At 59.0% G+C, this 25,450-nt stretch carries 22 protein-coding genes and 3 pseudogenes; 6 read left to right on the top strand and 19 right to left on the bottom strand.

From position 1 onward, the window contains the following. Positions 1-83: 83 nt before the first annotated feature. Positions 84-459, top strand: a pseudogene (locus tag AX760_RS06820) (IS6 family transposase); the annotation flags it as partial. A gap of 183 nt (positions 460-642) precedes the next feature. Here AX760_RS06820 and AX760_RS06815 read toward each other — a convergent pair. Further along, positions 643-1,002: pseudogene (locus tag AX760_RS06815) on the bottom strand (mobile mystery protein B); the annotation flags it as partial. Between the two features lie 142 nt (positions 1,003-1,144). On the opposite strand from AX760_RS06815, the pseudogene AX760_RS06810 reads away from it, so the two are divergent. Together AX760_RS06810 and AX760_RS06805 are read left to right on the top strand one after the other, a co-directional pair. Next, a pseudogene (locus AX760_RS06810) lies at positions 1,145-2,132 on the top strand (IS5 family transposase). Positions 2,133-2,189: 57 nt separating this feature from the next. Then, the gene (locus tag AX760_RS06805) at positions 2,190-2,903 is read left to right on the top strand and encodes an IS6 family transposase (RefSeq protein WP_071832237.1); all 714 of its coding nucleotides are present in this window, start codon (positions 2,190-2,192) and stop codon (positions 2,901-2,903) included. A gap of 107 nt (positions 2,904-3,010) precedes the next feature. Here AX760_RS06805 and AX760_RS06800 read toward each other — a convergent pair whose 3' ends face one another. The 5 genes from AX760_RS06800 to AX760_RS06780 all read right to left on the bottom strand — a co-directional run bounded on the left by AX760_RS06800 (position 3,011) and on the right by AX760_RS06780 (position 8,916). Further along, positions 3,011-4,525: a malonate--CoA ligase gene (locus tag AX760_RS06800; RefSeq protein WP_071832236.1), complete on the bottom strand. Its 1,515-nt coding sequence runs from the start codon at positions 4,523-4,525 to the stop codon at positions 3,011-3,013. Next, positions 4,522-5,955 carry a malonyl-CoA decarboxylase gene (locus tag AX760_RS06795; RefSeq protein ID WP_071832235.1) on the bottom strand — a complete coding sequence of 478 codons (1,434 nt, stop codon included), beginning with the start codon at positions 5,953-5,955 and terminating at the stop codon, positions 4,522-4,524. Before AX760_RS06795 ends, AX760_RS06800 begins: the two co-directional genes overlap by 4 nt. Next, a complete protein-coding gene (locus AX760_RS06790) occupies positions 5,952-7,268 on the bottom strand; it encodes a TRAP transporter large permease (protein ID WP_071832234.1) in 1,317 nt (438 codons plus the stop codon). Before AX760_RS06790 ends, AX760_RS06795 begins: the two co-directional genes overlap by 4 nt. Continuing rightward, entirely contained in the window at positions 7,265-7,843 is a 579-nt protein-coding gene (locus tag AX760_RS06785; RefSeq protein WP_083531100.1) for a TRAP transporter small permease subunit, read from the bottom strand. Before AX760_RS06785 ends, AX760_RS06790 begins: the two co-directional genes overlap by 4 nt. A gap of 68 nt (positions 7,844-7,911) precedes the next feature. Next, entirely contained in the window at positions 7,912-8,916 is a 1,005-nt protein-coding gene (locus tag AX760_RS06780) for a TRAP transporter substrate-binding protein (RefSeq protein ID WP_071832233.1), read from the bottom strand. Between the two features lie 129 nt (positions 8,917-9,045). Here AX760_RS06780 and AX760_RS06775 point away from each other — a divergent pair, with 129 nt between their 5' ends. Next, positions 9,046-9,723 carry a GntR family transcriptional regulator gene (locus AX760_RS06775; RefSeq protein ID WP_071832232.1) on the top strand — a complete coding sequence of 226 codons (678 nt, stop codon included), beginning with the start codon at positions 9,046-9,048 and terminating at the stop codon, positions 9,721-9,723. 351 nt (positions 9,724-10,074) lie between these two features. Here the strand turns inward: AX760_RS06775 and AX760_RS06770 are convergent, their stop codons facing one another. The 6 genes from AX760_RS06770 to dctP all read right to left on the bottom strand — a co-directional run bounded on the left by AX760_RS06770 (position 10,075) and on the right by dctP (position 15,663). Then, positions 10,075-10,803, bottom strand: a complete 729-nt coding sequence (locus tag AX760_RS06770) for a ribonuclease activity regulator RraA (RefSeq protein ID WP_071832231.1) — start codon at positions 10,801-10,803, stop codon at positions 10,075-10,077. A gap of 24 nt (positions 10,804-10,827) precedes the next feature. Beyond that, on the bottom strand, positions 10,828-12,564 hold the full coding sequence (gene araD, locus AX760_RS06765; protein WP_071832230.1) for an L-arabinonate dehydratase: 1,737 nt from the start codon (positions 12,562-12,564) through the stop codon (positions 10,828-10,830). 4 nt (positions 12,565-12,568) lie between these two features. Next, on the bottom strand, positions 12,569-12,742 hold the full coding sequence (locus AX760_RS27090; RefSeq protein WP_175552027.1) for a hypothetical protein: 174 nt from the start codon (positions 12,740-12,742) through the stop codon (positions 12,569-12,571). A gap of 9 nt (positions 12,743-12,751) precedes the next feature. Continuing rightward, on the bottom strand, positions 12,752-14,068 hold the full coding sequence (locus tag AX760_RS06760; RefSeq protein ID WP_071832229.1) for a TRAP transporter large permease: 1,317 nt from the start codon (positions 14,066-14,068) through the stop codon (positions 12,752-12,754). Then, on the bottom strand, positions 14,058-14,546 hold the full coding sequence (locus tag AX760_RS06755; RefSeq protein ID WP_210187278.1) for a TRAP transporter small permease subunit: 489 nt from the start codon (positions 14,544-14,546) through the stop codon (positions 14,058-14,060). Before AX760_RS06755 ends, AX760_RS06760 begins: the two co-directional genes overlap by 11 nt. A 91-nt stretch (positions 14,547-14,637) precedes the next feature. After that, positions 14,638-15,663: a TRAP transporter substrate-binding protein DctP gene (gene dctP / locus AX760_RS06750; RefSeq protein WP_071832227.1), complete on the bottom strand. Its 1,026-nt coding sequence runs from the start codon at positions 15,661-15,663 to the stop codon at positions 14,638-14,640. Positions 15,664-15,778: 115 nt separating this feature from the next. Between dctP and AX760_RS06745 the strand changes: the two genes are divergently transcribed. Next, positions 15,779-16,492: a GntR family transcriptional regulator gene (locus AX760_RS06745; protein ID WP_071832226.1), complete on the top strand. Its 714-nt coding sequence runs from the start codon at positions 15,779-15,781 to the stop codon at positions 16,490-16,492. Positions 16,493-16,713: 221 nt separating this feature from the next. Here the strand turns inward: AX760_RS06745 and AX760_RS06740 are convergent, their stop codons facing one another. From AX760_RS06740 to AX760_RS06710, 7 genes are all read right to left on the bottom strand, one after another. Then, positions 16,714-17,751, bottom strand: a complete 1,038-nt coding sequence (locus tag AX760_RS06740; protein WP_071832225.1) for a histone deacetylase family protein — start codon at positions 17,749-17,751, stop codon at positions 16,714-16,716. A 52-nt stretch (positions 17,752-17,803) separates the two neighbouring features. Continuing rightward, positions 17,804-18,736, bottom strand: coding sequence for a 3,5-dioxohexanoate:acetyl-CoA acetone transferase (gene kce / locus AX760_RS06735; RefSeq protein ID WP_071832224.1), 933 nt, complete (start codon positions 18,734-18,736; stop codon positions 17,804-17,806). Then, positions 18,733-20,094, bottom strand: a complete 1,362-nt coding sequence (locus AX760_RS06730; protein ID WP_071832270.1) for an aminotransferase family protein — start codon at positions 20,092-20,094, stop codon at positions 18,733-18,735. The genes kce and AX760_RS06730 overlap by 4 nt, the downstream gene beginning before the upstream one ends. Next, on the bottom strand, positions 20,094-21,200 hold the full coding sequence (locus tag AX760_RS06725) for an ABC transporter ATP-binding protein (RefSeq protein WP_071832223.1): 1,107 nt from the start codon (positions 21,198-21,200) through the stop codon (positions 20,094-20,096). The genes AX760_RS06730 and AX760_RS06725 overlap by 1 nt, the downstream gene beginning before the upstream one ends. Before the next feature lie 67 nt (positions 21,201-21,267). Beyond that, the gene (locus AX760_RS06720) at positions 21,268-22,413 is read right to left on the bottom strand and encodes an ABC transporter substrate-binding protein (protein ID WP_071832222.1); all 1,146 of its coding nucleotides are present in this window, start codon (positions 22,411-22,413) and stop codon (positions 21,268-21,270) included. A 73-nt stretch (positions 22,414-22,486) separates the two neighbouring features. After that, the gene (locus AX760_RS06715) at positions 22,487-23,272 is read right to left on the bottom strand and encodes an ABC transporter permease (protein WP_071832269.1); all 786 of its coding nucleotides are present in this window, start codon (positions 23,270-23,272) and stop codon (positions 22,487-22,489) included. An 11-nt stretch (positions 23,273-23,283) separates the two neighbouring features. Continuing rightward, positions 23,284-24,150, bottom strand: a complete 867-nt coding sequence (locus AX760_RS06710; protein WP_071832221.1) for an ABC transporter permease — start codon at positions 24,148-24,150, stop codon at positions 23,284-23,286. Between the two features lie 141 nt (positions 24,151-24,291). Here AX760_RS06710 and AX760_RS06705 point away from each other — a divergent pair, with 141 nt between their 5' ends. Further along, the gene (locus AX760_RS06705) at positions 24,292-25,269 is read left to right on the top strand and encodes a LysR family transcriptional regulator (protein WP_342587486.1); all 978 of its coding nucleotides are present in this window, start codon (positions 24,292-24,294) and stop codon (positions 25,267-25,269) included. Positions 25,270-25,450: the final 181 nt, after the last annotated feature.

Raw genomic sequence — 25,450 nt, 5'->3', positions numbered from 1 at the left:
AAGCTTTCCACCGGATTTGCAACCTGCATGGTCCAGCTATAGCCCCATGTTGAAGATGCGTACGCAGGTTGGATTTCCGGATCATGGTCGATTTCAACGGCAATCACTACCCGAAAGACGTGATTTTATACGCGGTGTTTTTTCTACGACAGATATGCAGTCTCCTATCGCCATCGGGAAGAAATTATGGCCGAGTGCGGCGTCCCCGTTGACCATGCGACACTGAACAGTTGGGTTGTGAAATATTCGCTGCTTATTGCATGCCGGGCTCACCGCCGGAAATCCGCAACCTGGCGAATGGACGAGACTCATATCCAGGTCAAAGGCAAGTGGACCTATTTCGATCGCGCCGTCGACAAATTCGGCAAGACCCTTGATTTCATGCTGTCTGAGCGCCGGGATGAGGCTGCGGCCAACGCCTTCTTCGCCCGCACGATCGAGAGTGTTCAAGGCGCCCCGTTCAGATGGGTTTGACCCCCTTCCTGTTCAGTTTCAGCAGGATTTGCCCCATTTTTCCACTTTGTGCCGCCCCACCTGAATCGACGTGACCGGTTGCATTTAAATGAATTTCTCGAGTTGATCCGGTTCACGGTGAAATGAAAAACTGGATCAATCTCAGCCGATAATCAACAGCACGGCCTCTCAGGTGCGCGCGAAATCTCGCAACGGCGCGATGTCATGGTTGTCTGCTGCGCGAAGGGCCGCGACGTATCGAGCGCGCAGTTCGCCGACATCGGCGAGCGTTCCACCGCCCCAGCTGAAACGCTGGCCGCCAAGTCGTTCAATCAGAATATCTGCTGCCAAGCGAGCGTGACGGCCATTTCCGGTTGGAAGCGGGTGGATCGCGACCAGGCGGTGGTGGAACCTGACCGCGATCTCATCCTTCGGAAACGTGTCATTCTCAACCCAGTAGAGGACGTCGCATAGCAGGTTCGCGAGGTCGATTCCGATACGGTAGGATTCGACGCCGATGTTGTGCTCCGTCGTTCGGAAAGTTCCGGCAGACGGGCAGGGGTTCCCATCTGCTTTGGTGCATGAATGGGAATTCAACGATTTCTGGCTGTTCGAAGCTTTGGTGCCGGGATCAAATTTCAACATTTTGCATCTATGCGGCCGGGATCGAAAATAGGTTGATTGATCCCGCATGCCGCATAAGCGCAACGCCGCCCGTCGCCACCACATCGGTAAAATGAAGTTCAAAGTGACGAACTGGGCGGAGTATGAGGCGGGCCTTCGCCGCCGTGGCAGTTTAACCCTTTGGATAACGGCGGACGCGCTGGCGGGCTGGGCGGCTCCACCTCGCAAGACGCGTGGTGGCCAGCCTCTCTATTCGGATCTGGCGATCGAAACTACGCTGATGCTGGGCATGGTCTTTGGGCTGCGTTTGCGCCAGAACGAAGGGCCTTTTGAGTTCGGTGCTTGATATGACAACATTGGATCTGGCGGTGCCCGATCACACCACGCTGAGCCGACGGGCCAGAACCTGGAAGCCATCAGCCAGAAGCAACGACCGGCAGCCTGTGGCGAACGGATCCATTCACGTCCTGGTCGACAGTACCGGGCTCAAGACCTATGGCGCCGGCCAATGGCTGGAAGAAAAGCATGGAGCGAAGTCCCGGCGTGGCTGGAGAAAACTGCGCTTGGCGGTTGACGCCGACAGTGGCGAGATCATTGCCCATAGTCTGACAGATCAGGAAACCGGCGATGCCTCGCAACTGGACCTATTGCTGGATCAGATCGACGATGAGATCGACCAGTTCACTGCCGATGGCGCCTATGATGGCGAGCCAAGCTATGACGCAGTTCTGCGTCATAGCGCAGGCGCGAGGGTCGTTATTCCGCCGCGCTCCAATGCAGCGGAACGAGCCAACGCCCAGGCGTCCTGCCAGAGAGACTGTCACATTGTATCCATCCAGATCGATGGCCGGTTGAAATGGCAGGACGGTACCGGTTATGGCAAACGGGCTGTGGTTGAAACCGCGATGGGTCGATACAAAGGCGTCATTGGGTCGTGTTTGCGCGCTCGGTCATTCCATGCGCAGCAGACAGAGGCTGCGAACGGCGTCACCATTTTGAACCGAATGCTCGCCTGCGGACGCCCGCAATCCGTTCGTTGCCAAGCCTCGAAGTGAACAACCGGAGGCGTCGCCTTAACCGGCTGGTGCGGATCGAGGCAATAGTCTATCGGCATGAATGAAGATGCGTCTGCCCGATACAAACGCCACCGCTTTCCAGCCGAGATCATCGCGCATGCGGTATGGCTCTATTACGTGTTCCCGCTGAGCCTGCGCGATATCGAAGACCTGCTTGCCGAGCGCGGCATTGGCGTCTCGTTTCAGACCGTCGCAGAATGGGCGACTAAGTTTGGCCTGAAATTCGCCCACCAACTCAAGCGGCGGTCGATCGGCAACTTCGCAGACAAATGGCATCTCGATGAGATGGTCGTATCGATCAAGGGCAAGAAATACTGGCTGTGGCGCGCCGTCGATGCCAACGTCGACGTTCTCGATGCTCTGCTGCAAAGCTGCAGAAACAAGGGAGCCGCTCTTCGGCTGATGCGCAAGTTGTTGAAGAGCCAAGGTGTTGCGCCACGCGTGATGGTGACCGACAAGCTGCGTTCTTATTCCGCCGCAAAGCGAGAGATCATGCCGGGGATCGAGCACCGTTCGCACAAAGGGCTCAACAACCGCGCAGAGAATTCTCACCTTACCGTTCGACGACGAGAGCGACGCATGATGCGGTTCAAGTCGGCACGTCATTGCCAACGTTTCGTCTCAACCCACGGCCAAATTGCCAATCTTTTCCAACTTCATCGAAAACACCTGAACGCCGCTGATCATCGCCAACTCCGCGCCCTCGCCAGCGCCACCTGGCGTGAGATCGCGTTGCCGATCCAAGCCTGAAATTCAAGACAAAGAAATGATTGTGTCCTACGTCAGGTTAAGGCGACGCCACCACCCAGACTGCGCTTGGCGGTCAGCAAAAAATCCAGCGGTTTCCGCGCGAACCTTCACGAGGACGAATAGAGCTCCGCGCAGAGATCACGGAGCACGTTTTTCTGCACCTTACCCATGGTGTTTCGGGGCAAATCGTCAACAAAGATGACCCGTTTCGGCTGCTTGTAGCGCGCCAGTCGGTCCTTTAGTCCATTGAGCACGCTCTGCTCATCCAGCAAGGAGTTCGCGGTTTTGACCACAACTGCGGTGACACCTTCACCGAAATCGGGATGCGGCACCCCTATGACGGCACTTTCAACAACACCTGCGATCTGGTCAATTTCGCTCTCCACCTCCTTCGGGTAAATGTTGTAGCCGCCCGAAATCACGAGGTCCTTGCCACGCCCGACGATGTGCACATAGCCACGATCGTCGATCCGGCCAAGGTCACCGGTAATGAAGAAGCCGTCGGCACGAAACTCGGCCTGCGTCTTCTCCGGCATTCGCCAGTATCCCTTGAAGACATTCGGACCCTTGACCTCGATCATGCCGGTCTCGCCGTCCGGCACAGGTCGTCCGCTCTCTGGCTCGGTGACCCTGAGCGAAACACCCGGGAGCGGGAAGCCGACCGTCCCGGCAATACGGTCCCCGTCATAGGGATTGGAAGTGTTCATATTCGTCTCGGTCATGCCGTAGCGCTCAAGAATGGCCTGACCGGTCATCTGCGCGAATGCCCGGTGTGTTTCGGCCAGAAGCGGCGCGGAACCTGACACAAAGAGCCGCATTTTCGCAGCCGCCTCCTGTGTGAGGCCGTGATGCTGAGCGAGGCGCACGTAGAAGGTCGGAACGCCCATCAGGACCGTTGCCGTTCGCATCAGCTTCAGGACTTCGTCAGCATCGAATTTTGCCAGGAAGAACATGGAGGCGCCGGACAGCAAGGTAACGTTGGACGCGACAAACAGCCCGTGCGTGTGGAAGATTGGTAACGCGTGGATCAATCTGTCTTTGCTGGTGAATCGCCAGCAATCGCGCAGCGTTGCGGCGTTCGACAAAAGGTTTCCATGTGTCAGCATTGCCCCCTTGGAGCGCCCGGTGGTTCCGGAGGTATAAAGGATTGCGGCCATGTCATCGGGGCCGCGCTGCGCAGTGACGAAATCACTGTCCTCGTCCTTGGCTAGGTCCAGAAGAGATCCGCCGCCTGCATCATCTAGCGTCTCGACATGCGCACCGTATCTTGCAGCGAGGGGGACAATGCCTTCAAGCGATCCGGGAGCGCATACGACCAGACGCGGCTCAGCATCACTGATGAAATAATCGAGCTCGACCAGAGTGTAGGCGGTATTGAGAGGCAGATATATGGCACCGCACATTATGCAGGCGAGATAAAGCATCAGCGCCTCGGGGCTCTTTTCCACCTGAACCGCGACCCGATCGTCGGGGCGGACGCCGAGACTGTCGAGGGCTGCAGCAAGGCGGGCGCACTGGGAAAACATGTCGCCATAGGTCCATGTCCGCCCGTCCGGCGTTTCGATGAACAGGTCGTCCAGGTTGGCCGCAGCGCGGATCGCGTCAAAGAGATGATTGCTCATGCGGAGAACTCCTTGCCTCGGTTGATCGTCGCCTTGTCTCTCGGCAGGGATTGCAATGGCGTTCCCTCGACAGGCACGAGGCTGCGTGATGCCCGGCGGACCGGCACCAAGCGACGCACCGGCTGCGTCGTCACGACTTCGCCCCGTCCTGCAAAGGCCTCGTGATTGATTTCAATGTCATCGAGTTTGTAGAGATAGTTGACCATCAGTCCATGCGCCTGCCGCATCGCCCTGTCAGAGCGGTCTCCCAGAAAATTAATGCGCTCAAGCCGCGCGCCATTGCCGAGATGGAACCTTGCGACGGGGTCCAGGACTTTGCCGTTGCGATTGCGGGACTTGAGGAAATACCAGGCCGCCGCCGCCGACATTGCCGGCTGGATCTCTGCGACGATCTCGGGACGATCCGCCCAGCCGGGAGTATCCAAGCCTGCAAGCCGTGTTCGGTCGGTGGCCGACAAGACGTCCGATGCTTCTGCGCGCCGTTCACGCGACAGCCATTCGGCAAAGCCCGGAACTGGCGACAGCGTGACGAAGGTCTCGAGCTTGGGAAGCTCGCGTCGGAGATCTTCCACCACTTGCTTGATCAGGAAATTGCCGAAGGAAATACCGCGCAGGCCTTCCTGGCAGTTGGAGATCGAATAGAACACAGCCGTAGTCGCGTCGGCAGCGGCGATCGTCGGGCGATCTTCTTTCAGAAGGTCGCCGATGTTAGACGGTACGTCCCGTGTCAGAGCGACCTCCACGAAGATCAGCGGATCATCGATGAGTTGCGGATGGAAAAAGGCAAAGCATCTCCGATCCTCGGGGGCGAGCCGCAGCCGCAATTCGTTCCATCCTCCAATGTGGTGCACGGCCTCGTAGCGGATGATTTTTTCCAGGATGTCGGCGGGCGTTGACCAGCTTATTGGCCGGAGCACGAGAAACCCGCGATTGAACCAGGAGCCGAACAGGTGCGCAAAGTCCGCATCCACCGCTTCGAGGTCCGGGTCCTCGACCTTGAGCTCCAACAGGATTTCACGCATGCGCACCAGCGTGGCGATGCCATTGGGCGCCAGATTAAGCCGGCGGATGAGTTCTTGCCTGCGCGGTTCCGTTGAAATGTGCAGCTCCAATAGTGCCTTGGGGCTCTGGTCTGCCCGGTACGCGTCGATTGCCTTATCCAGCCGTTGCGTCTTCGGGCCGAAGCTCGACAACAGCAGCCGCATGAAGTCATGTTGCCCATCGGCGTCGAGGCGCTGCCACCGATCGAGAATGTCTTTTGCCAGGGCCATGCCGGAGGCCTCGCCACGGCTGGAAAGCAAGGTTTCGCAGAGCCCTTCCATGTGGCCAAGCGGATCTGCGCCTTCCTCACGCGGGCCGAGAGAAAGAAACCGGCGGCCGCGCTCGGTTATGGTTTGAAGCATTTCGCCGAAGAATGACGTCGTGTTCATTCGATTACCCCCAGCATCTGGTTGGGAAGCCATGTCGCGATGTCCGGAAACAGGCAGAGAATGAAAATCGCGAGAAACATCACGAGCACATAGGGAAGGGCACCCCAAAGGATGTCCTTTGTCTTAACCGTTGGCGCGATGGCATTGATGACGAAGAGGTTGAGGCCGATTGGCGGTGTGATCAGGCCGACTTCCATGTTGATCGTCAGCACGATCGCAAACCAATAGGGGTCGAAGCCAGCCTGCGTGACGATGGGAAAAAGCATCGGCGCGGTCATAACGATGACAGCAACAGGTGGCAGGAACATGCCGCAGACGAGCAGGAAGACATTGATGATTGCCATCAGCACCCATCGGTTGACATCCATATCCGCGATCACGGCGGCGACGGTCTGGGTGATGAAGAGCGACGACAGGGCAAAGGCAAAAAGTTCGGCTGCGGCCATGATCATCATGATCATCACGCTCTCGCGCATTGCCGAGCCGAAGATGTTCGCCACTGGCCGGAACTTGAACAGGCGGTAGGCGATGATAACGACGAGCAGCGTCAGGAGTGCGCCCGCGCCCGCAGCCTCCGATGGCGTCGCGACGCCGCCATAGAGAACGTAGAGCGTACCGGCGATGATGACAAGGAAGGGCAGGATGCGCGGCAGTCCGGCAAGACGCTCCTTCAAGGTGTAACGAACCGAACGGGCGGCGAATTCGTAGCCCTTGCGCTTGCAGTCGATAATCGCCCAGGTCATGAACATGACTGTCAGCATGAGGCCAGGTATGACGCCCGCCATGAACAGCCGGCCGATCGAGGTCTCGGTCGCAATGCCGTACACGATGAGTGTCACCGACGGCGGGATCAAGATGCCAAGCGTTCCTCCGGCCGCGATCGAGCCCGTGGCGACGGACGTCGGATAGCCCCGCCGCAACATTTCCGGAATGCCCATCTTGCCGATCGCCGCGCAGGTCGCAGGCGACGAGCCGGTCATGCCCGAAAAGATGGCGCATGCCCCGATATTCGAGAGGACGAGGCCGCCGGGCACGCGGTTCAGCCACCGGTCGAGCGAGGTGTAGAGGTCTGCGCCGGCCGGGGACGAGGCGACTGCCGAGCCCATCAGCACGAACATAGGAATGGAGACATAGGCGAGGTTGGCAATGCCTGAAAACATAGTATCGCCGAGGATGTAGAAAATATCCACGCCGCTCTGCAGGTACAAAGCGGCAAAAGCGGCGAGGCCGAGCGCGAAGGCAATCGGCATGCCCGTGCCAAGCAATATGAACAGGGCCGCGATGATCAAGAGGCCGGAGACAGTCGGGCTCATCGGGTCGATCCCTTCATCATACGGTTGTCGTCCTTGAGAAGTCCGGTGGGAAGCTCCGGCGTCGAAGGGGCATGGCTTCCGGTTTCCAACTGTGGGCCGGACAGCAGGAGAAGAATCTGCGCCACATATTGGAGGCAGAGCACGCCGAAGCCGAGCGGCAGGCTCAGCAGCGGGATCCAAAGCGGCGGCGCCCAGACGCTCGAATGTTTCCAGTTACCGAGCCAGGCTTCATGGAACTGAATCCATGTCGCGACAAACATAAGCGCGCAGAACACAAGTCCGAGAAAGCTGCCAAGCAAGCGCAGGCGGGCGCGGGCCCGGTCTGCAAGCAGCAGTTCGATAACATCGACGCCAACATGTCCGCCCTTGAGCAGCACATAGGGCGCGCCCAAAAACATGGCGGCCGTTGCTGAAAAAACGACAAAGTCAGTCTGCCAGATTGTTGGCAGGCGGAAGACGTAGCGCATCAGGATCATCTGGCAAACGACGAGCATCGCCGCGATAGTCATGGTTGTCGACAGAACCGCGAGTGCGCGAGAGAGGTTGCCGACAACCCGAATATAGGCCTGGACCATTTCGGACATCCTTGGTTGGGAGAGAAGAAGTGAACGGCGCACAAAGGTGCGCTGTCGTCACTTCAAGCCTATTCCACGGCCAGGGCTTTCTCGATCAATTTGTCGCCGTCGGGCACATTCGCGGCGAAGTTCTTGTAGGACGAGTCCTTGGCCACTGCGAGCCAGGCATCATAATCCGCCTTTGACATCTCCACCACCTCGACACCCGCCTTTTTGTAGGCATCGACCATCAACTGGTCGCCCTTGCGGACCTCCTCGTTGAAATAGGCTTCGGCCTTTTCGCCAGCCGCCATGATCGCTTTCTGCTGTTCTGGCGTCAGGCCATCGAAAACTTTCTTGGAAAAAAGAACCGGCTCATACATGAACCAGAGTGCGTTTTCTCCCGGAGCCGTCAGGCATTTGGCATGCTCGAACAGACGGTAGGAGACAAAGCTTGCCGAAGACGTATTGGCTGCGTCGAGGACGCCTGTCTGCATGCCGGTGTAGATTTCCGACGATGGCATTGAGGAGATCGAGGCACCGGCCGCGACCAGCATTTCCTCGAAGGCCGGACCGGCTGCGCGGATGACCTGCCCCTTGATCGTATCCGGAGATGTGATGCAGCTTTTTTTCGACGCAAATGCGCCCGAAAGCCAAGCGTCTGAGATCACGATTGCCCCGGCATCGTCGATCACCTTCTTGATCTCCATCATGAATTCGGAGTCGTTGAGGCGCGTGGCGCGGTCGAAACTGCCGACCAGACCCGGCATCAACGTCGCCGAGAAAATCGGGTGGCGGCCGGACGCATAATCGAGCGGAAAGGATGTCATGTCGAGAAGACCACGCGTCACCGCGTTCCACTGGTCGTTCGGCTTGTAGAGTGATGAGCCTGGGAAAACCTGGATTTCCAGGTCGACATTGGCGGCCGCGACATCGCGGGCAATCATCTGGACCATCTCGTCGCGAATGTCGCCCTTGCCGCCGGGGAACTGGTGCGAAGCCTTCAACACCGTCTGGGCGCCTGCCGTCGAGGCAATGAGTCCGCCCAAGGCTGCAAAGGCAGCCAGCTTAACCATGTGTGCGAAACGTATCATTTTTTCCTCCTTGGTATTCCGACCCTCCCGTCGGCTTGGTATAAAGATGCAGCAATGTTGCGCACTAAGTCAACTATTATGTATACAAGAATGTCTTGATTGCATAATCAGTGGCGAAATGGGGTTGGAATGAGCGCGAATACCTTTCACAAACTACGCGACGAGATCGAAAACGGCATCGTCACGGGTGAGTTCGCACCGGGGGAGCGGCTGGACGAGTTGCAACTGGCGACCCGTTTCGGCGTGTCGCGGACCCCGATCCGGGAAGCACTGATGCAGTTGAGCGCAATCGGCCTCATTGAAACCCGCCCGCGCCGTGGAGCCGTCGTTGTCGATCCGGCGCCGGACCGGATCTATGAAATGTTCGAAGTCATGGCTGAATTGGAGGGAATGGCAGGCGCGCTAGCCGCACGGCGGCATACGGAAGAAGACCGTCTTGCACTCCTGTCTGCCCACGAGAAGTGCGAGGCAGCGGAGGCAAGCGAGGACACGGACCGCTACTACTACGACAACGAACTGTTCCACAGCGCGATCTATGCGGCGAGCCATAGCACGTTCCTGGAAGAACAGTGCATGGTGTTGCACAAGCGTCTCCGCCCGTATCGGCGTCTTCAATTGCGTGTTCGCAATCGGATGAAGGTCTCCCTGCGGGAGCACGGAGATATCGTTGCAGCCATCGTTTCGGGGGATGCGGACGCCGCCCGCGCGCTGTTGCGTGGCCATGTTGCGGTTCAAGGCGACCGCTTCGGCGACCTTATCGCCAACCTTGGCAGGCGTGAAATCCGGAAACCCTCTCTTTCGACATAGGCCTTGTACAGCACAGTATATCCCGTCGATGCGGCCGAGCATCCGCGTCGCATCGACGATTGTCAGGCATGGCATTTTTTACGCTGTACCGGTACCTTCCGTGAAGACTGCCTACACGTTGGCGTGAGCGCGCGCGCTATGAGTTTTTTGGGGGGGGTGGGATTGTTTCCCATCAAGGCGAGGAGCGACAGCGGTGGCGGACGCAAAAGCTCTGTGACCGTATCGTTTTCACCTTGTTTTCTCTTGCATTATAGCCATCTCCCACCGTCTGATGGTTCAAGTGGATCAGTGCGGCTCACGCAGCCGCTCATTTCAGCATCACAGATGATCAAGCGAGATAACAGCCGTACATCAACGTTTCGCTGCTCTCTCACACCACGCTGCATAGTCGGCCTGAGCCTTGTCGGTAGTGGGGGGATAAAGCCCAATGACAGCTGCGCCACCCAGAACCTGGTCAAGCACAAACTCCTCAAAACTCTCCATACCCTTGCATTCGTCTGCGATTTCGTCTGCGAGATGCGCGGGTATTACCATGACGCCATCTGCATCTCCCAGCATCACGTCGCCCGGGAACACGGCGACATCGCCGCAGGCGATCGGCACGTTGATGTCGAGCGCCTCGTGCAGCGTCAGGTTGGTCGGCGCGGACGGGTTCTGGCAATAGGCCGGCATGTCGAGCTTGCCGATACCTTCGCAGTCCCGGAAGCCACCGTCCGACACAATGCCGGCGCCTCCCCGGACCGCAAGCCGGGTAACGAGGATGGAACCTGCCGATGCCGCGCGTGCATCCTTGCGGCTGTCCATGACGAGCACCTGTCCTTCAGGGCAGGTCTCGATGGCGACGCGCTGCGGATGGTCGGCATTGCGGAAGACCGTTATCGGATTGCGGTCCTCGCGGGCAGGAATATAGCGCAGAGTGAAGGCCTGGCCGACCATGTTGGTTCCCTTCCAGGCGACGGGCCGAACATTCTGGATGAACTGGTTGCGCAAGCCACGCTTGTAGAGCGCCGTTGCCACGGAGGCGGTAGAGACCTTCATCAGCTTGGCACGGGTCTCTGCGGAAAGAACGTAATCTGTCATGGTTTGCCTCGGTTCTTCAGGTGTTCAATTGATAGCCGGCTCGTCCACCGGACGGCCAAAATCGGTCTTGAGGAAGTCGAAGTCACAGCCCTTATCGGCCTGCTCGATGTGTTTGGTGAACATCACTCCGTAGCCGCGGCCATAACGAGGCTCAGGCGGTGTCCAGTCGGCCCTTCGGGCGGCAAGTTCCGTCTTCTCGACCAGCATGTCGAGCTTGCGGTTCGGGATGTCGAGCTCGACCATGTCGCCGGTCTTCAGCATTGCCAGCGGACCTCCAACATAGGCTTCTGGCGCGACATGCAACACGCAGGCGCCGAACGACGTGCCCGACATGCGCGCATCTGAGATCCGCACCATGTCCCGCAGACCCAGTTTAAGCAGCGCCTTTGGCATGGGGATCATGCCCCATTCCGGCATTCCGGGACCACCCTGCGGGCCGGCATTGCGCAAGACCAGAACGGTGTCCGGCGTCAGCGGATAATCAGGATCGTCGATGATCGTCTTGAGTTGCGCGTAGCTGTCTGCGACCAATGCCGGTCCGACATGGTGGTGAAACTTCGGATCGCAAGCTGCAGGCTTGATCACGGCTCCATCAGGGCAGAGATTGCCCTTGAGCACCGCGAGTGACCCTTCATGATAGACGGGATTGGAAAGCGGCCTGATAACATCCTCGTTCCAGATTTTCACGTCCTGCAGTCCATCAGTCAGCGGCTTGCCGTCGACGGTGATGGCGGAAGCGTCCAGTTTGTCGCCAAGCTGCTTCATCAGCGCTCGGAGTCCGCCGGCGTAGTAGAAGTCCTCCATCAGGTATGAAGAGCCGGACGGACGGATGTTGGCAATGACGGGTGTGGTGCGGCCGATGCGATCCAGGTCATCGAGTTCGAGCGGCACGCCGGCTCGCCGCGCCATGGCGATCAGGTGGATGATGGCATTGGTCGAACAGCCCGTGGCCATGGCGACCGTCACGGCATTTTCGATCGCGGCGGGTGTCAGGATCTGGTCCGGTGTCAGGTCTTCCCAGACCATATCGACGATGCGGCGGCCACACTGGGTCGACATACGTTGGTGATTGGCGTCGGCCGCCGGAATGGACGAAGCGCCCGGCAGCGTCAAACCCATGGCCTCCGCGATCGCCGTCATGGTGGATGCCGTGCCCATGGTCATGCAATGGCCATAGGAGCGGGCGATGCCGCCCTCGATGCCTTGCCATTCTTCTTTCGAGATCGTCCCGGCGCGACGTTCATCCCAGTATTTGAAGCCATCGGTGCCGGAACCCAGATATTTGCCGGCATAGTTTCCGCGCAGCATTGGACCGGCTGGCAGGAAGACGAACGGAATGCCCATGCTGACTGCGCCCATGACAAGACCGGGGGTGGTCTTGTCACAGCCTCCCATCAGCACTGCGCCGTCAACGGGGTGCGAGCGCAAGAGTTCCTCCGTCTCCATCGCAAGCATGTTGCGGTAGAGCATGGTCGTCGGCTTGACGAAGTTTTCCGATAGTGACAGTGCCGGAAGTTCCATCGGAAAACCACCAGCTTGCAGCACACCGCGTTTCACCCACTCGACGCGGTCTTTGAAATGCATGTGGCAGGGCTGGGCATCGGACCAGGTGTTGATGATCGCGATGATCGGCCGGCCTTCCCAGTCGGCGGGGTCATATCCCATCTGCATGGTGCGTGAGCGGTGCCCGAACGATCGCTGATCGTCGGGAACCATCCAGCGTGCGGAACGCAATTCTTCGTAGGTCTTGCGGGGCTTCATGGCGTTATCCCGTGAATGTGAAGGTGAACCAGATCAGCAGGGTCGTTGCGATGACCCCGATGATTTCAGGCCAGTTGCCGAAATCCCGTTCGGCGGCCTCGTCGGCGGAGAATTCCCCCGGCGCTATGTCTTCGTCGCCCCTCATCAGGTCGCGGTTGACGTCGTTTTCTTCGGTCATGGCAACTCCTCAGTTCATGAGTGACGGAATGAAGAGCGCGATCTGCGGGAAGAACAGCACCAGCATCAGTCCCACAAACTGCAGGGCGATGAACGGGAGGACCGCGGCGAAGATATCCTGCAGACTTACCTCCTTGGGTGCTACCGACTTCAGGAAGAAGCAGGCCGGGCCGAAGGGGGGCGACAGGTAATAGATCTGGATGTTCATGGCGAAGAGAACGCCGAACCAGATCGGGTCGAATCCCAGGTCGACAACGACCGGCGCGAAAATGGGCACGGTGATGAAGAGGATTGCGATCCATTCCAGGAACGTGCCAAGCACCATGACGATAAGCATCATCACCACAATGACCGCGATTGGCGGGATATCGAGCGAAGTCAGGATGCCACGAAGAAACTCCCCGCCGCCGATCCGGTTGTAGATGCCGATGAGGGCAACGGCACCCAGCACAAGCCAGATAATCGACCCGACCGTCAGTACAGTCTGGCGCATAGCGTCGCGCATCTTGATCCAGGTAAGTTCCTGGCGCGCGAGAGCGATTATGACGGCGCCAACCGCACCGATGGCAGCGGCTTCCGTCACCGTGGCAACGCCTGAATAGATCACGCCGAGCACAGCGCCGATCAGGATGCCGGGCAGGATGACACCTTTGAGAAAGGGCAGCCGCTTTACGAAAGGCAGTCCGGTCTCGGGAATATCATAGATCGGCGCAAGTGCGGGGTTCAGGCGCACGCGCACCAGAATGTAGATGATGTAGAGAGACGCAAGCAGCAGGCCGGGGCCGATCGATGCGGCGAACAATCCGGTAATAGAAACCTGGGCGGCGAGGCCGTAGACGATCAGTACGACGGATGGCGGAATGAGTGTTGCCAGAGCGCCCGCTGCGCAGATGATGCCGATTGCGAGCTTCTTGTCATAACCGAGCCGCAGCATCTGGGGCAGAGCAATGAGCCCCAGCATAACGATTTCACCGCCCATAATACCGGACATGGCAGCCAATACGACAGCGACGACGCAGGTTTGCACACCGACGGAACCACGGAAGCGTCCGCCCATGATGGCCATGGACTCAAACAGGGAATGGGCGATTCCCGACCGCTCAAGGATGTTTGCCATGAAGACGAAGAACGGCACAGAAATCAGTTCATATTTATGAAGCACCTCGGTGACATTGGCCGAGACAATGAAGAAACCGGCGCGTTCGCCAAAATACAGGATAGCCGTCCCGAGCGAGACCAGCAGTGTCGTTATGCCAAGCGGTATGCCGAGGGCCATCAGGGCCAGGAGCGAGCCGACGATCAGAAGTGTGATATATTCAATGCCCACCGGCCGTCTCCTTCTCGGTTCCCTGGAACCAGCGAATGATGTTGGCCGCAAGCTGAAACAGGTAGAAGAGGCAGCCGACAAACAGCAGGACCTTGAGGTAGCTTGGCTGCAGCGAATTCATCGCGGTGCCGGAGTATTCCGTTCTTGCAAGCACTTTCATGGCAGGCCCGGACGTTGCGAGTGCGAGCAGGCCGACCGCGACCACCGCAGCGGAGAGCTGCACGAGCCGGAATATGTGCCAGACTTTTGCGCCCACGATGATTTCGAGCATCGTGATGGAAATGTGCCGATTGCGCTCCGTCACATATCCGACAGCCAGCACCCATGCGGTGGCGCAAAGCGTCATGGACAGTTCGGTGGACCAACTGGTCGGGCTGTCAAAGCCGTAGCGCATCACCACTTCGAGCGCAGAAGCGATAATGCAGGCAAAGAAAAGAATTGAGCAGCCATGCCCGACGAAGACGCTGAAGCGGTCCATCGCCGTCGCATAGCGCGAAAGAAGGTCTCGCATGACCCCTCCGGTCGCAGGAGTTCGGAAAGGCCCGGCCGCCTGACGGCCGGGCAATGGTTTAGTTCTTGAGAAGGCCGATGGTTTTCATGTAGGCAAGATTGGCATCAAGAGCCTCCCTGGCCAGATCGCTCTTCTCAGCGAACTTGATCCATTCCGCGCGAGCGATCTCGCGCAACTGATCGCGGTCTTCCTGCGCCCAGTTCACAACCTCGATCTTACCGCCGGCAGCATCAGCCTTGGCTTTTTCCTGATCCTGCTGATCGACGACAATGGTCAGATCTTCCATGGCCGCATACCACCAGTCGCGAAGCGCCTTCTGGTCTTCAACCGATAGCGCTTCCCACTTCTGAGTGGTCATGGTGAACTGCATCAGCGGCATGGAGTGAATGCCGGGATAGAGCGGGTAAGGCGCGACGTCATGCAGACCAGTCGCTACATTGTTGACGTAAGCGGAAGCGTCGGCTGCATCGACGATACCCTTCTCCAGAGCGCCATAGACTTCGGAGAAAGGGATCGAAACCGGGCTGGCTCCGGCCGCGGCAAAAACGGCAGATGCCAAGCCTTCCGGTGCACGGATCTTCTTGCCCTGAAGGTCTTCGAATGTCCGGATTGGTGTTCGGGCCGGCAAAGATTCCCGGCTGTACGGACCACAGGCAATGAGCTTGACCTCGCCGCCCGTGACGCTGTCGAGAATCTTCTGTTGCATGACTTCCCCCTGGCCGTCCTTGCAGAAGCACAGCATCTGTGCCGGGGTATCGTAGCCTGAGATCAGGTCTGCCATGATGGCGAAGGCCGGCTCGATACCTGAAAAATAGTTGACCGATGTGAAGTCGCCATCAATCACGCCGGCCGACACCGCTTCTATCGTATCCTTGGCTGGGACCACGGAGGCATTCGGCGTCAGCGTGATTTCCACACGTCCACCTGTCGCCTCCTTAACCTTGGGGAGCCAGTTCTCAGTCAGATACTGCATGGAAAAGTCGCCAGCGTTGAACGACGACTGGACAGAATAGGTGTCGGCCTGCGCGGTCGATGCAATCGTGAGCGCGGCGCAACCGGCAAGCAATGCCTGTTTAAAAATCATGATGTCCTCCCTTTGAAACAGTCGGAGACCTCCATCTCCATCTCATATGCACTAATATATTAGTTTCAAGCTGTCAATGGCTGCGCTATAGTGAATCGCAAAAAGGGATTCACTGATGACGCCAAACGCCGCTTCCGTTCTCGTAACAGCCTCGTCCCGGGGCGTAGGCATCAAGCGCACCTCCACGTCGCACCAGCTTTATGATTTGCTGCGCGGTCGCATCGTGGCTCTGGAGCTTGTTCCTGGAATGCAATTGTCCCGTATAGATCTGGCTGCGTTTTATCGGGTCAGCCAGACGCCGGTGCGCGATGCGCTGCAGATGCTCGAAAACGAGGGGTTGGTCGTGGTCTACCCTCAATCCCGCACAGAGGTGACGCGTATCGATCTGGCGCAGGCCCGCGAGACACAATTCCTACGGATGTCGCTTGAATTGGAGGTGGTTCGCTCCCTTTCCAATAAAGCCTCACAGGAGGCAGTAGTGCGCACTGAGCGTATTGTGCACTTGCAGCAAACAGCTTTGGAGGTTGATGGGGACATGGAACGCTTTGGTCAGTTGGATCGACAGTTCCATCAGTCCATGTTCGAAGCTGCCGGCGTATCGGATCTCTGGCAGCTCATTCAATCGCGCTCGGGGCATATCGACCGACTTCGAAAGCTAAACCTCATGGACCCGGGGAAGGCAGTGACCATTCTTTCTGCTCATAGGGAGATTATCGATTGCATGAAGCGCTGCGACGTCGCGCGTGCGCAGGAGGCGGTGAGATTTCATCTTTCAGGCACGCTTGCCAAGGTCGAGGAGATCAAGCGCGTCCATGCTCAATATTTTTAAGAAGGTACAGGAGTAGTATACAGCTTCTCGTTTAAGTTCAAAAAAATATGCGGTATCCCGCGTGATTGAAATAGAGGGTGGTCGGTTCAAATCTCATCAATGCCGGTATCGCTGATTTTTGCACGCAGCCCTCTTGGGCACCCCCACAGGTCGATCGCCCACTGGTTAGTTTTACCATGCCTTACTCCGGCCTGCATTTGCTCTCCCGGTGGCGTCTTCAGTTAGCGCGCCAACTTTTCATCCTGAAACCCGTCCAGAAAGGCTGTCAGGTTTTGGCCCAAGGCATCGCAGAGATAGCCGCCTTCCTGCACGATCACGGTCGGCAGGCCAAGGGATGCGCAGCTTCCCCCGATTTTGGCGAATCCGCCTGTGGACACCGACAGTCCGCCGAAGGGGTCGCCTTCGAATGCATCAAGTCCGAGGGCAATGACCAGTGCGCTCGGGGCAAAGGCGCGGATGCGGATGAGGGCACTGTCGAGGGCTGCGAGGAATGCCGCGTCCTCGGCGTGCCGGGGCAGGGGAAGGTTGAGATTGTAGCCAAGGCCCGCGGCCGCGCCGCGCTCGGCCGCATGGCCCCAGAAGAACGGGTAGAACCGGATCGGATCGGCATGGATCGACACTGTCAGCACGTCGGGCCGGGAATAGAAGATGCCTTGAGTTCCGTTGCCGTGATGCAGGTCGACATCGAGGATGGCGACACGGTCGTGGCTCTTTCTGAGAACCTGCGCCGCAATCGCCGAATTGTTGAGAAAGCAGAAGCCGCCGGCAAGATCGGAAAAGGCATGATGGCCCGGGGGACGAGACAGCGCATAGACGGCGTCTTCCTCGCGCGACAGCAGCATCTGCGCTGCGTGCGCGGCGGTCTGCGCGCTCCAATAGGCCGAGTTCCATGTCTCGGCTGAGATCGGGCAGGACGTGTCGGTCATGTGATAACCGGCCTGGCCTGCCGCCGATGCCGGATAGCCGACGTCGCGGCGGTCGGGATGGATATTGGGAATGACCTCGGCCGATGCGTTTTCAATCCGCATCCAGCGCGCATGGATGTTTTGAAGAAATTGCAGATATTCCGGCGAATGGACTGCTGCAATCGGCGCAAGACCGCTGTCGGCGGGCGCGACCGCCGTAAGCCCAGCAGTTCTAGCGCCGGCGATCAGGCGCTCGATCCGTTCGGGGACCTCCGGGTTCGGTTTCGGCGCGCCCGAGGAGAGGAAGTGTTTCGGATCGTGGTAACGTTGCTCTTCGTTGAAGACGAATTTCATGATCGTATCTGCCTATGGTTTTGCGGCCTGGGCCGTGGGATGCTGCCGGGCATCAGAACGCGACGCGGTCGCCTCCCTTGAGGGCGAGCATCTCGCGGGCCTCCTGCGGCGTTGCGATTTCCAGGCCCATCTCTTCGATAATGCGGCGGATGCGGGAGACCTGGTGGGCATTGTCGGGCGCAAGCGCGCGACCGGCTCCAGTCGTGAGGTTGTCCTCCAGACCGACGCGCACATGTCCGCCCATGACTGCACCCATGGTGGCAAGCCGCATCTGGTGCCGGCCGGCTGCCAGCACCGAGAACCGGAACGTATCGCCCAGCAGCCGGTCGGCGGTCGCTTTCAGAAAGGTCAGGCTTTCGGGACTGGCATCGATGCCGCCGAGAATCCCCAGCACGAACTGGATGAAGATCGGCGGCTTGATCAGCCCCTGCTTCAGATAATAGGCCACGGTCTGGATGTGGCCGGCATCGTAGCATTCGAATTCAAAGCGCGTGCCGTAGCCCTTTCCAAGCGTCGTCAGGATATGCTCGATGTCGGAGAAGGTGTTTTTGAACACCACGTCCTTGGTTGCCCGCAAAAAGGGTTCCTCCCACGGGTGTTTCCAATCGTCGTAGCGGTCGGCCAGCGGAAAGATGCCGAAATTCATCGAGCCCATATTGAGCGAGCACATTTCCGGCTGCGCCGCCAACGCAGGGGCCAGCCGCTCCTCCAGCGCCATTTGGGAGGATCCGCCGGTGGAGATGTTGATCACGGCATCGCTCGCCTGCTTTATGCGGGGCAGAAACCCCATGAAATGTTCCGCGCGGGCGCTGGGCATGCCGGTTTCGGGATCGCGCGCATGAAGGTGCAGAATAGCGGCTCCGGCACTGGCTGCGGTCAGGGCCTGCGTCGTGATGTCGTCTGGCGTAACCGGCAAATGGGGGCTCATCGTCGGCGTGTGGATCGATCCCGTCAGCGCGCAGGTGATAATGATCTTGCCTGTCATGCGGATCGGTTTCCACGCGGGAGATCGAATTTATCGGCAAAGGCATCGAGACTGTCCGTCAGGATTTCCATGATCTCGCCGATCTGCGTTTCCGTCAGGATGAGCGGCGGGCAGACCATGAAGTGGTCGCCTTCGACACCGCCGCGCGTGCGCCGGGAATAGAGGATCAATCCGCGCGAAAAGGCCTCCTCGACAAGGTGGATATGCGTGTCCATCGCCTTCGGCAGCGGCGTCATGGTCTCGACATCCGACACCAATTCAAAGGCCAGCAGCAACCCCTTTCCGCGGACATCGCCGATAAAGGGGTAGCGTGCCTTGAGCCCTATCAGTTCGGCCTTGAGTAGCGCGCCCATGTCCTGCGCTTTCTGGCTCAGCGCCAGCCGGTCGATTTCGTCGAGTACGGCGACGCCCGCCGCGCAGGCCAGCGGGTTGCCGGCATAGGTGTAGCCATGAATGAAGCCGCCGTGCGCCAGAACCGGTTCGACCAGCCGTTCATGGGCGACCATTGCGCCAAGCGGTGCATAGCCGGCGGCAAAGCCTTTCGACAGAGCGATGATGTCGGGCTGCAGGCCCCAATGTTCGGCTGCTAGAAAACGCCCCGTTCGCCCTGCGCCAGTCATCACCTCGTCGAGGATCAGCAGGATGCCGAATTCGCGGCAGATTTCGGACACCCGTTTGTAATAGCTGTCGGGTGCCACCAGTGCGCCGGTGGATGCGCCGCCGACGGGTTCCATGATGAAGGCCAACACCGTTTCCGGGCCTTGGGCGAGGATTTCGGCGCGCAGCATTTCGGCGTAACGCAGCCCGCGTTCGTCCATCGAAAGATCATCATGATCGAGATAGCAGGTTGGCGCCGGCACCTTGGGCATTTCACGCAGCATCTGTGCAAACGGCGCGCTCATATTGTCCATTCCGGTCAGCGCCAGAGCGCCGAGCGTCGACCCGTGATAGGACGGATAACGGGATATGATCTTCCAGCGGCTGCTCTCGCCGACGGCAATCGCATATTGACGCGCCAGCTTGATTGCGCTTTCCACGGCCTCCGAGCCGCCGGACACGAAGAACACCTTGTTCACGCCGGGCGGCATGCGCGCCGCCGTCATTTGCGCGAGTTTTTCGGCCGGTTCGTTCTCGAAATGCAGCCGGTAGGCAAACGTCGCCTTTTCCATCTGCGCACGCATGGCCGCCAGAACCCGCTCGTTGCCATGGCCGAGATTGGCGACCATCGCGCCGCTCGAGCCGTCGATATAGCGCTTGCCGTCGGCATCCCAGATGTAGATACCACGGGCCTCGCCAATCATCGGACGCCGCTGGCGGTTCTGGTAGAACAGATTGGACGGCGGATGCTGTCTGGTCATCATGCACTGGCCTCGAAAGGAACGAGGGCGCAGTCGCGACCGCGAATGACGGCGCGGACCTTGTCGCCCTGGCGGTAAGGATGGGTTTCGATCGGGTTGATGGCCTGCATCTGATGGCCGCAGACAGACACGAAATAGCGGGCGGCCTGTCCCTGATAATCGACGGCGGTGATTTCAGCGGGGAGTGATACCGCATCCGCCGGTGTTTCCGCTTCGGACTGATCGAGATAGAGCCGCTCGGCGCGCACGACCACCATCGCGCGCTCGCCGTCCGCCATGTCGCGGGAGCGGCCCAGGGGAACCTTCAGCCCGCCCAGTCCGCCGATCGTTACGTTCACGTCGCTGGCGGAGCGGGATACGATGTCGCCCGCGACCAGATTGGAATTGCCGAGGAAGCGCGCGACGAAGGCTGAAGCCGGGTTGACATAGACGTCCTCCGGCGCGCCGATCTGCTCGATATGGCCTTTGCTCATGACCACGATCCTGTCGGACATGGCCAGCGCTTCGGACTGGTCGTGGGTGACGAAGATGGTGGTGATGCCGACCTGGGCCTGGATGCGCTTTAATTCCACCCGCATGTCTTCGCGGAGATTGGCGTCGAGCGCCGACAACGGCTCGTCGAGCAGCAACACGTCCGGCTCGATAACGATGGCGCGGGCCAGCGCGATGCGCTGTTGCTGGCCGCCGGACAATTCTCGGGGATAGCGATGGGACAGGTCGGGCAATTGCACGAGATCCAGCGCCTGGCGGACCTTCGCATCGATCTCGCTTTGGCTCTGCTTGCGGTATTTCAGGCCGAAGGCGACGTTGTCGTAGATGGTCTTGTGTGGAAACAGGGCGTAGTTTTGAAAGACGATGCCGAGATTGCGCTTGTGGATCGGGGTGCGCGTGACGCTTTTGCCCTTGATGGTGATGTCACCTTCGCTGGGATCGAGCAGTCCGGCAATCATGCGCAAGGTCGTTGTCTTGCCGCAGCCGGATGGGCCAAGCAAGGTGACGAAGCTGCCCTCCTCGATCGACAGGTCCATCCGGTGCACTGCCGTCACTGCGCCGAAGCGCTTGACAATGCCGCCGAGTTCCACGGCCTTGCCTGCAATTTCCGTCATGTCGCCCACTCCATAGAATGTTTTGTGCTCCGGAACGCCCGAGAGACGGGCGTTCCGAAACCGTTGATCAGTAGCCGCGTTCAACGCGCGAATAGGTCTTCGACCAATCGGCCTCATTGCCGTTCCAGTAATCGGCATTGAAGAAGTTGAGACCGGACAACGTTCCAGCCGGATCAAAGGCCGGAAGGTTTTTGATCTTGTCGGTTAGTTTGACCTTCTGCGGGTCGAGGGACGGCGGATAGAGCTGGCCTTCGGCAACCGCGATCGCGACTTCCGGCTCCAGCATGAAGTTAACCAGTTCCTCGCAGGCCTCCATTGGGCTGCCCTTGATGACGAAGATGCATTCCTGCCAACCAAGTCCGCCCTTGGGGTCGAAATAGCCGATGTCATGGCCCTGGTCCTGCAGCGCCTTGATGCGGCCCGACCAGCCCTCGGTGACGTAGATTTCATCCTCGGTCAGAAGGCTCATCAGTTCGGCACCCGACGTCCAGTATTTCAGAACGAGATCGCGGTTTGTGCGGATCGCATCCCATACGGCTTCAATGTCCTTGATGTCGTTGGGGTTCTGGTCGGTCTGCAGCGCGCCGTACCAGATGCGGGTTTTCCAATCGCTCCAGCCGCCGATCTTGCCCTTGTATTTCGGGTCGAGAAGGATTTTAGCGCCCTTCTCCTTGACCTCTTCATCGGTGATGAACTTACGATTATAGGCAATGCTGGTTGTGCCGTAGTCGTAGGGAACCGCAGAAAGCTTGCCGTCGGTGATCTTGCGGAAAACGTCCTGCAGCGCCGGGATGACGTTGGAAAGGTTGGGAATATTGGCTTCGTTCAGCTCTGATGTCAGGCCGAGTTCGTGATAGCGGGAGTAATCGAACACACCGGACAGGTGGGCCAGGTTGAACTCGCCAGGCTGGCCTGAGCGGATGCGGGCAATGTATTCGTCGGCACCGCCGAATGTGCCATCGACCACCTTGATGCCTGTTTTTGCCGCGTAGGGATCAAAAGCAAATTTGCGGAAAGCCTCCGACACGACGCCACCCCAGCCGTCGAAGCGGATTTGGTCCGGTGTCGCTGCCTGTGCGAACTTAGTGAAGGGGCTCCCCATCACACCATAGGCGGCAGCCGAGGCGCCGATCAGGCTCAGGAAACTGCGGCGGTTGACGCTGCCGTCGCGGTAGCGGTCCAGAAGTCGTTCGTAACGGTTGGTATCATCCATATTCAAGGCTCCAGTTTGCAAGATATGTCCGCTCTTCGATAGATGAGCTGCGGACCATGGCTCCATGCGATTATCATCTGCGGTGGACTGCCATTTTTCGGGCGATGGCCATGCCAAGGAGTGGCAAGAGGATCGTGAAGGCGATCATCACGGTGCCCAGCGCGTTGATCTCGGGCGATATGGAATTGCGCAGCATGGCGAAGATCTGCGTCGGCACGGTTTCTACCCCGCCGGGCTTCCAGAACATCGTTCCGGTGATGTCGTCGAACGACATGGTGAAGGCGAATAGCATTCCGGCCAGCACCGCGGGCAGTAGCAGCGGAAGTGTCACCGCAAAGAACGTCTGCACCGGATTGGCGCCCAGGCTCAGCGCCGCCTCCTCATATTCCGGCTTGATCGCGACCAGTCTTGCCTGCACCACAAGCACGACAAACGGCAGGGTGAAGATCACGTGGCCCAGCACCAGAAGCGCGAAACTCTTGGGCAAATGCAGCCAGCGCAGGAACAGCAGCAGCGCCACGGCCAGAACGACTTCGGGGATCAGAAGCGGCGCGATCAGCAGCGTCGTCACTGCGCCCTTGCCGGGGAAGCGGTAGCGCACCAGGGCGATTGCAGCCAGAATACCGGTAACGGTCGATATGACCGCCGTTAGTGCTCCCAGAAGGATGGAAACGCGGAAAGCACGAACGATCGCGTCGTTTTCCCACAGCCGGACAAACCAGCGCAAGCTCAAGCCTTCCATCGGGAAGGACCCGAACTGGCTGGAATTGAACGACAGCAGCACGACGGCTGCGACCGGCAGGAACAGGAAGAGATAGACGGCAATCGTATAGAGCCTGATGAGGGACCAGCCTGACATGATGCTTGCCCTCATCCGAACGACTTCGCGATTTGGCCGAGACCGGCCAGTCGGTTGTAGACCGTGACGATCGCGCCTAGCACCACCAGAAGTACGATCGACAGCGCCGAGCCGAGCGGCCAGTTGAGTTGGGTGATGATGGCCTCGAACACCAGATTGGCGAACATCGCATCGCGCGGCCCGCCCAAAATGAGCGGCGTGATATAGGTGCCCGCCGAAAGCACGAAGCAGAGCAATCCGCCGGCGGCTAGGCCCGGAAGCGACAAGGGCAGGGTGACTTCGCGGAAAGACTGGAACCCGGAAGCGCCCAGAGAACGGGAGGCGTCGAGCAGGTTGCGGTCTATGCCGTCGATGCTGACAAAAACGTTGAGCACCATAAAGGGCAGCAGAAAATGCACGAGCCCAAGGATGACGGCCCCTTCGTTATAGAGGAATTGCACGGGCTCAGCGATCAGGCCGAAATAGATCAGCGTCCGGTTCAGCGCACCACTGGCCCCGAGAATGTTGATCCAGGACATGGTGCGGATGATGTAGCTGATCCAGAAGGGCAGGATCAGGAGCAGCAACAGCAGGGCCTTGAACTGCGTCTGCGACATGGCGACGAAATAGGCGGGCACGTAGCCCAGCAACGCGCAAAACACCGTCGTGATTACGGCGATGCGCAGCGTGCTGAACAGGATGTCGCGATAGAACGCATCGCTGAAGACTTCCTTCCAGTTGTCAAGGAAGAAGCCGGGAATTTCCGCGCCGGCTGCTGAGCGCAGCCAGAAGGAATAGATAATGATGAAGAGTACCGGTACAGCCAGCAGGAACGTCACCGCCCCCAATGCAGGAGACAGCAATATCCAAGGGCGTGCAGTGTACGCCTGATCGCTCATCCTTTGATCCGTCTGATTTTGCATGACCGCGCAGGATCGGTCACTGTTCCCATTTGTTCTTATTGTCTGGAGTTTGGCCCGAAGAGGTGACATTCTCAAAATAGATAATGAGAATTGTTGATATAGTTTTGGAGAATGCCCTTGCCTAGCCGCCTCAGCGCCGTCCCGACCAAGGAAGGCCGCATGGTCTGGGACCTCGACTGGAACCTGATCCGCACCTTCTTGGTGATCGTCGAGGAAAAGGGGATCACGGCGGCGGCCAACAGCCTCGGTCTCAAGCAACCGACCGTTTCAAACGCGCTTCGTCGCCTGGAGCAGCGCCTTTCAAAGCGGCTGATTACGCGCGCGCCTGGAAAGTTTGATGTCACGCCGGCTGGCCAACTGCTCTACGAGGAAGCGCTCGAGATTTTCGGCAGTATTTCCCGGCTGAGCATCCTCATCCGTGACATGGGCGAGGAGGTCTCGGGCCATGTCACTCTAGCGATGGCGAGCCATGTGGTATCGCCCGTCCTCGACGAGGTCCTCTCAACCTTTCACCGCAGCTATCCGGGCGCGACGCTCGGCATCGATGTCCTGACCAGCCAGGACGTCGTGCGCGCTGTGCGACAGCGTCAGGCCAGCATTGGCATCTGTCTCGTGCACGAGAAACAGCCGAGGCTCGACTATGCGCGGCTTTTCCGTGAATATTTCGGCTTTTTCTGCGGTCCGGAGCACCATCTTTTTGGCCGCGAGGGCCTTGATATGTCTGATTTGCGCGGGGAAACATCGGTATCCTTCCGCACGGATCGGCTCACCGACGCCTTGCGGCCGGTTGCGCTGGTGCGGGCAGAGGCCGAGCTGGAGGACCGGGTGGTCGGCGTCTCGTCCAGCCTAGAGGAAGTCCGCCGCATGATCCTGGCGGGCCTTGGCATCGGCCCGCTTCCAGTCCATGTGGCCAGAAAGGACGTCGACGCGGGCCTTCTCTGGCGCCTTCCGCCCTATGACACCCCGCCGGCAATCGACATCTATGTGGTCACCAATCCGAGCACCCGGGTCAACAGGGCTGAGCAGCATCTGATTGCGATGATCATGCAGCGGATCGAGGAAATACCGTTTCAACAGCGGGACTATAAAAGCTGAGGCAAACAGTCAGAGGCGGCTCCATCGGGCGAACCACGCGCGCCCGTGCGCCGTATCGCCGAGACATACTTCCTTGCGGCGCTTCAACATTATGCCGACAATAGGGCGCGGGAGTTAAATTGCCCTGATCCGCTTCCAATCTATGAAGCAATAGGAAACAGCCGATTGCCATTCGCATGCC

The organism is Pararhizobium antarcticum, assembly GCF_001885585.1.
GTDB lineage: Bacteria > Pseudomonadota > Alphaproteobacteria > Rhizobiales > Rhizobiaceae > Pararhizobium > Pararhizobium antarcticum.
This window is presented reverse-complemented; position numbering and strand designations above follow the sequence as displayed.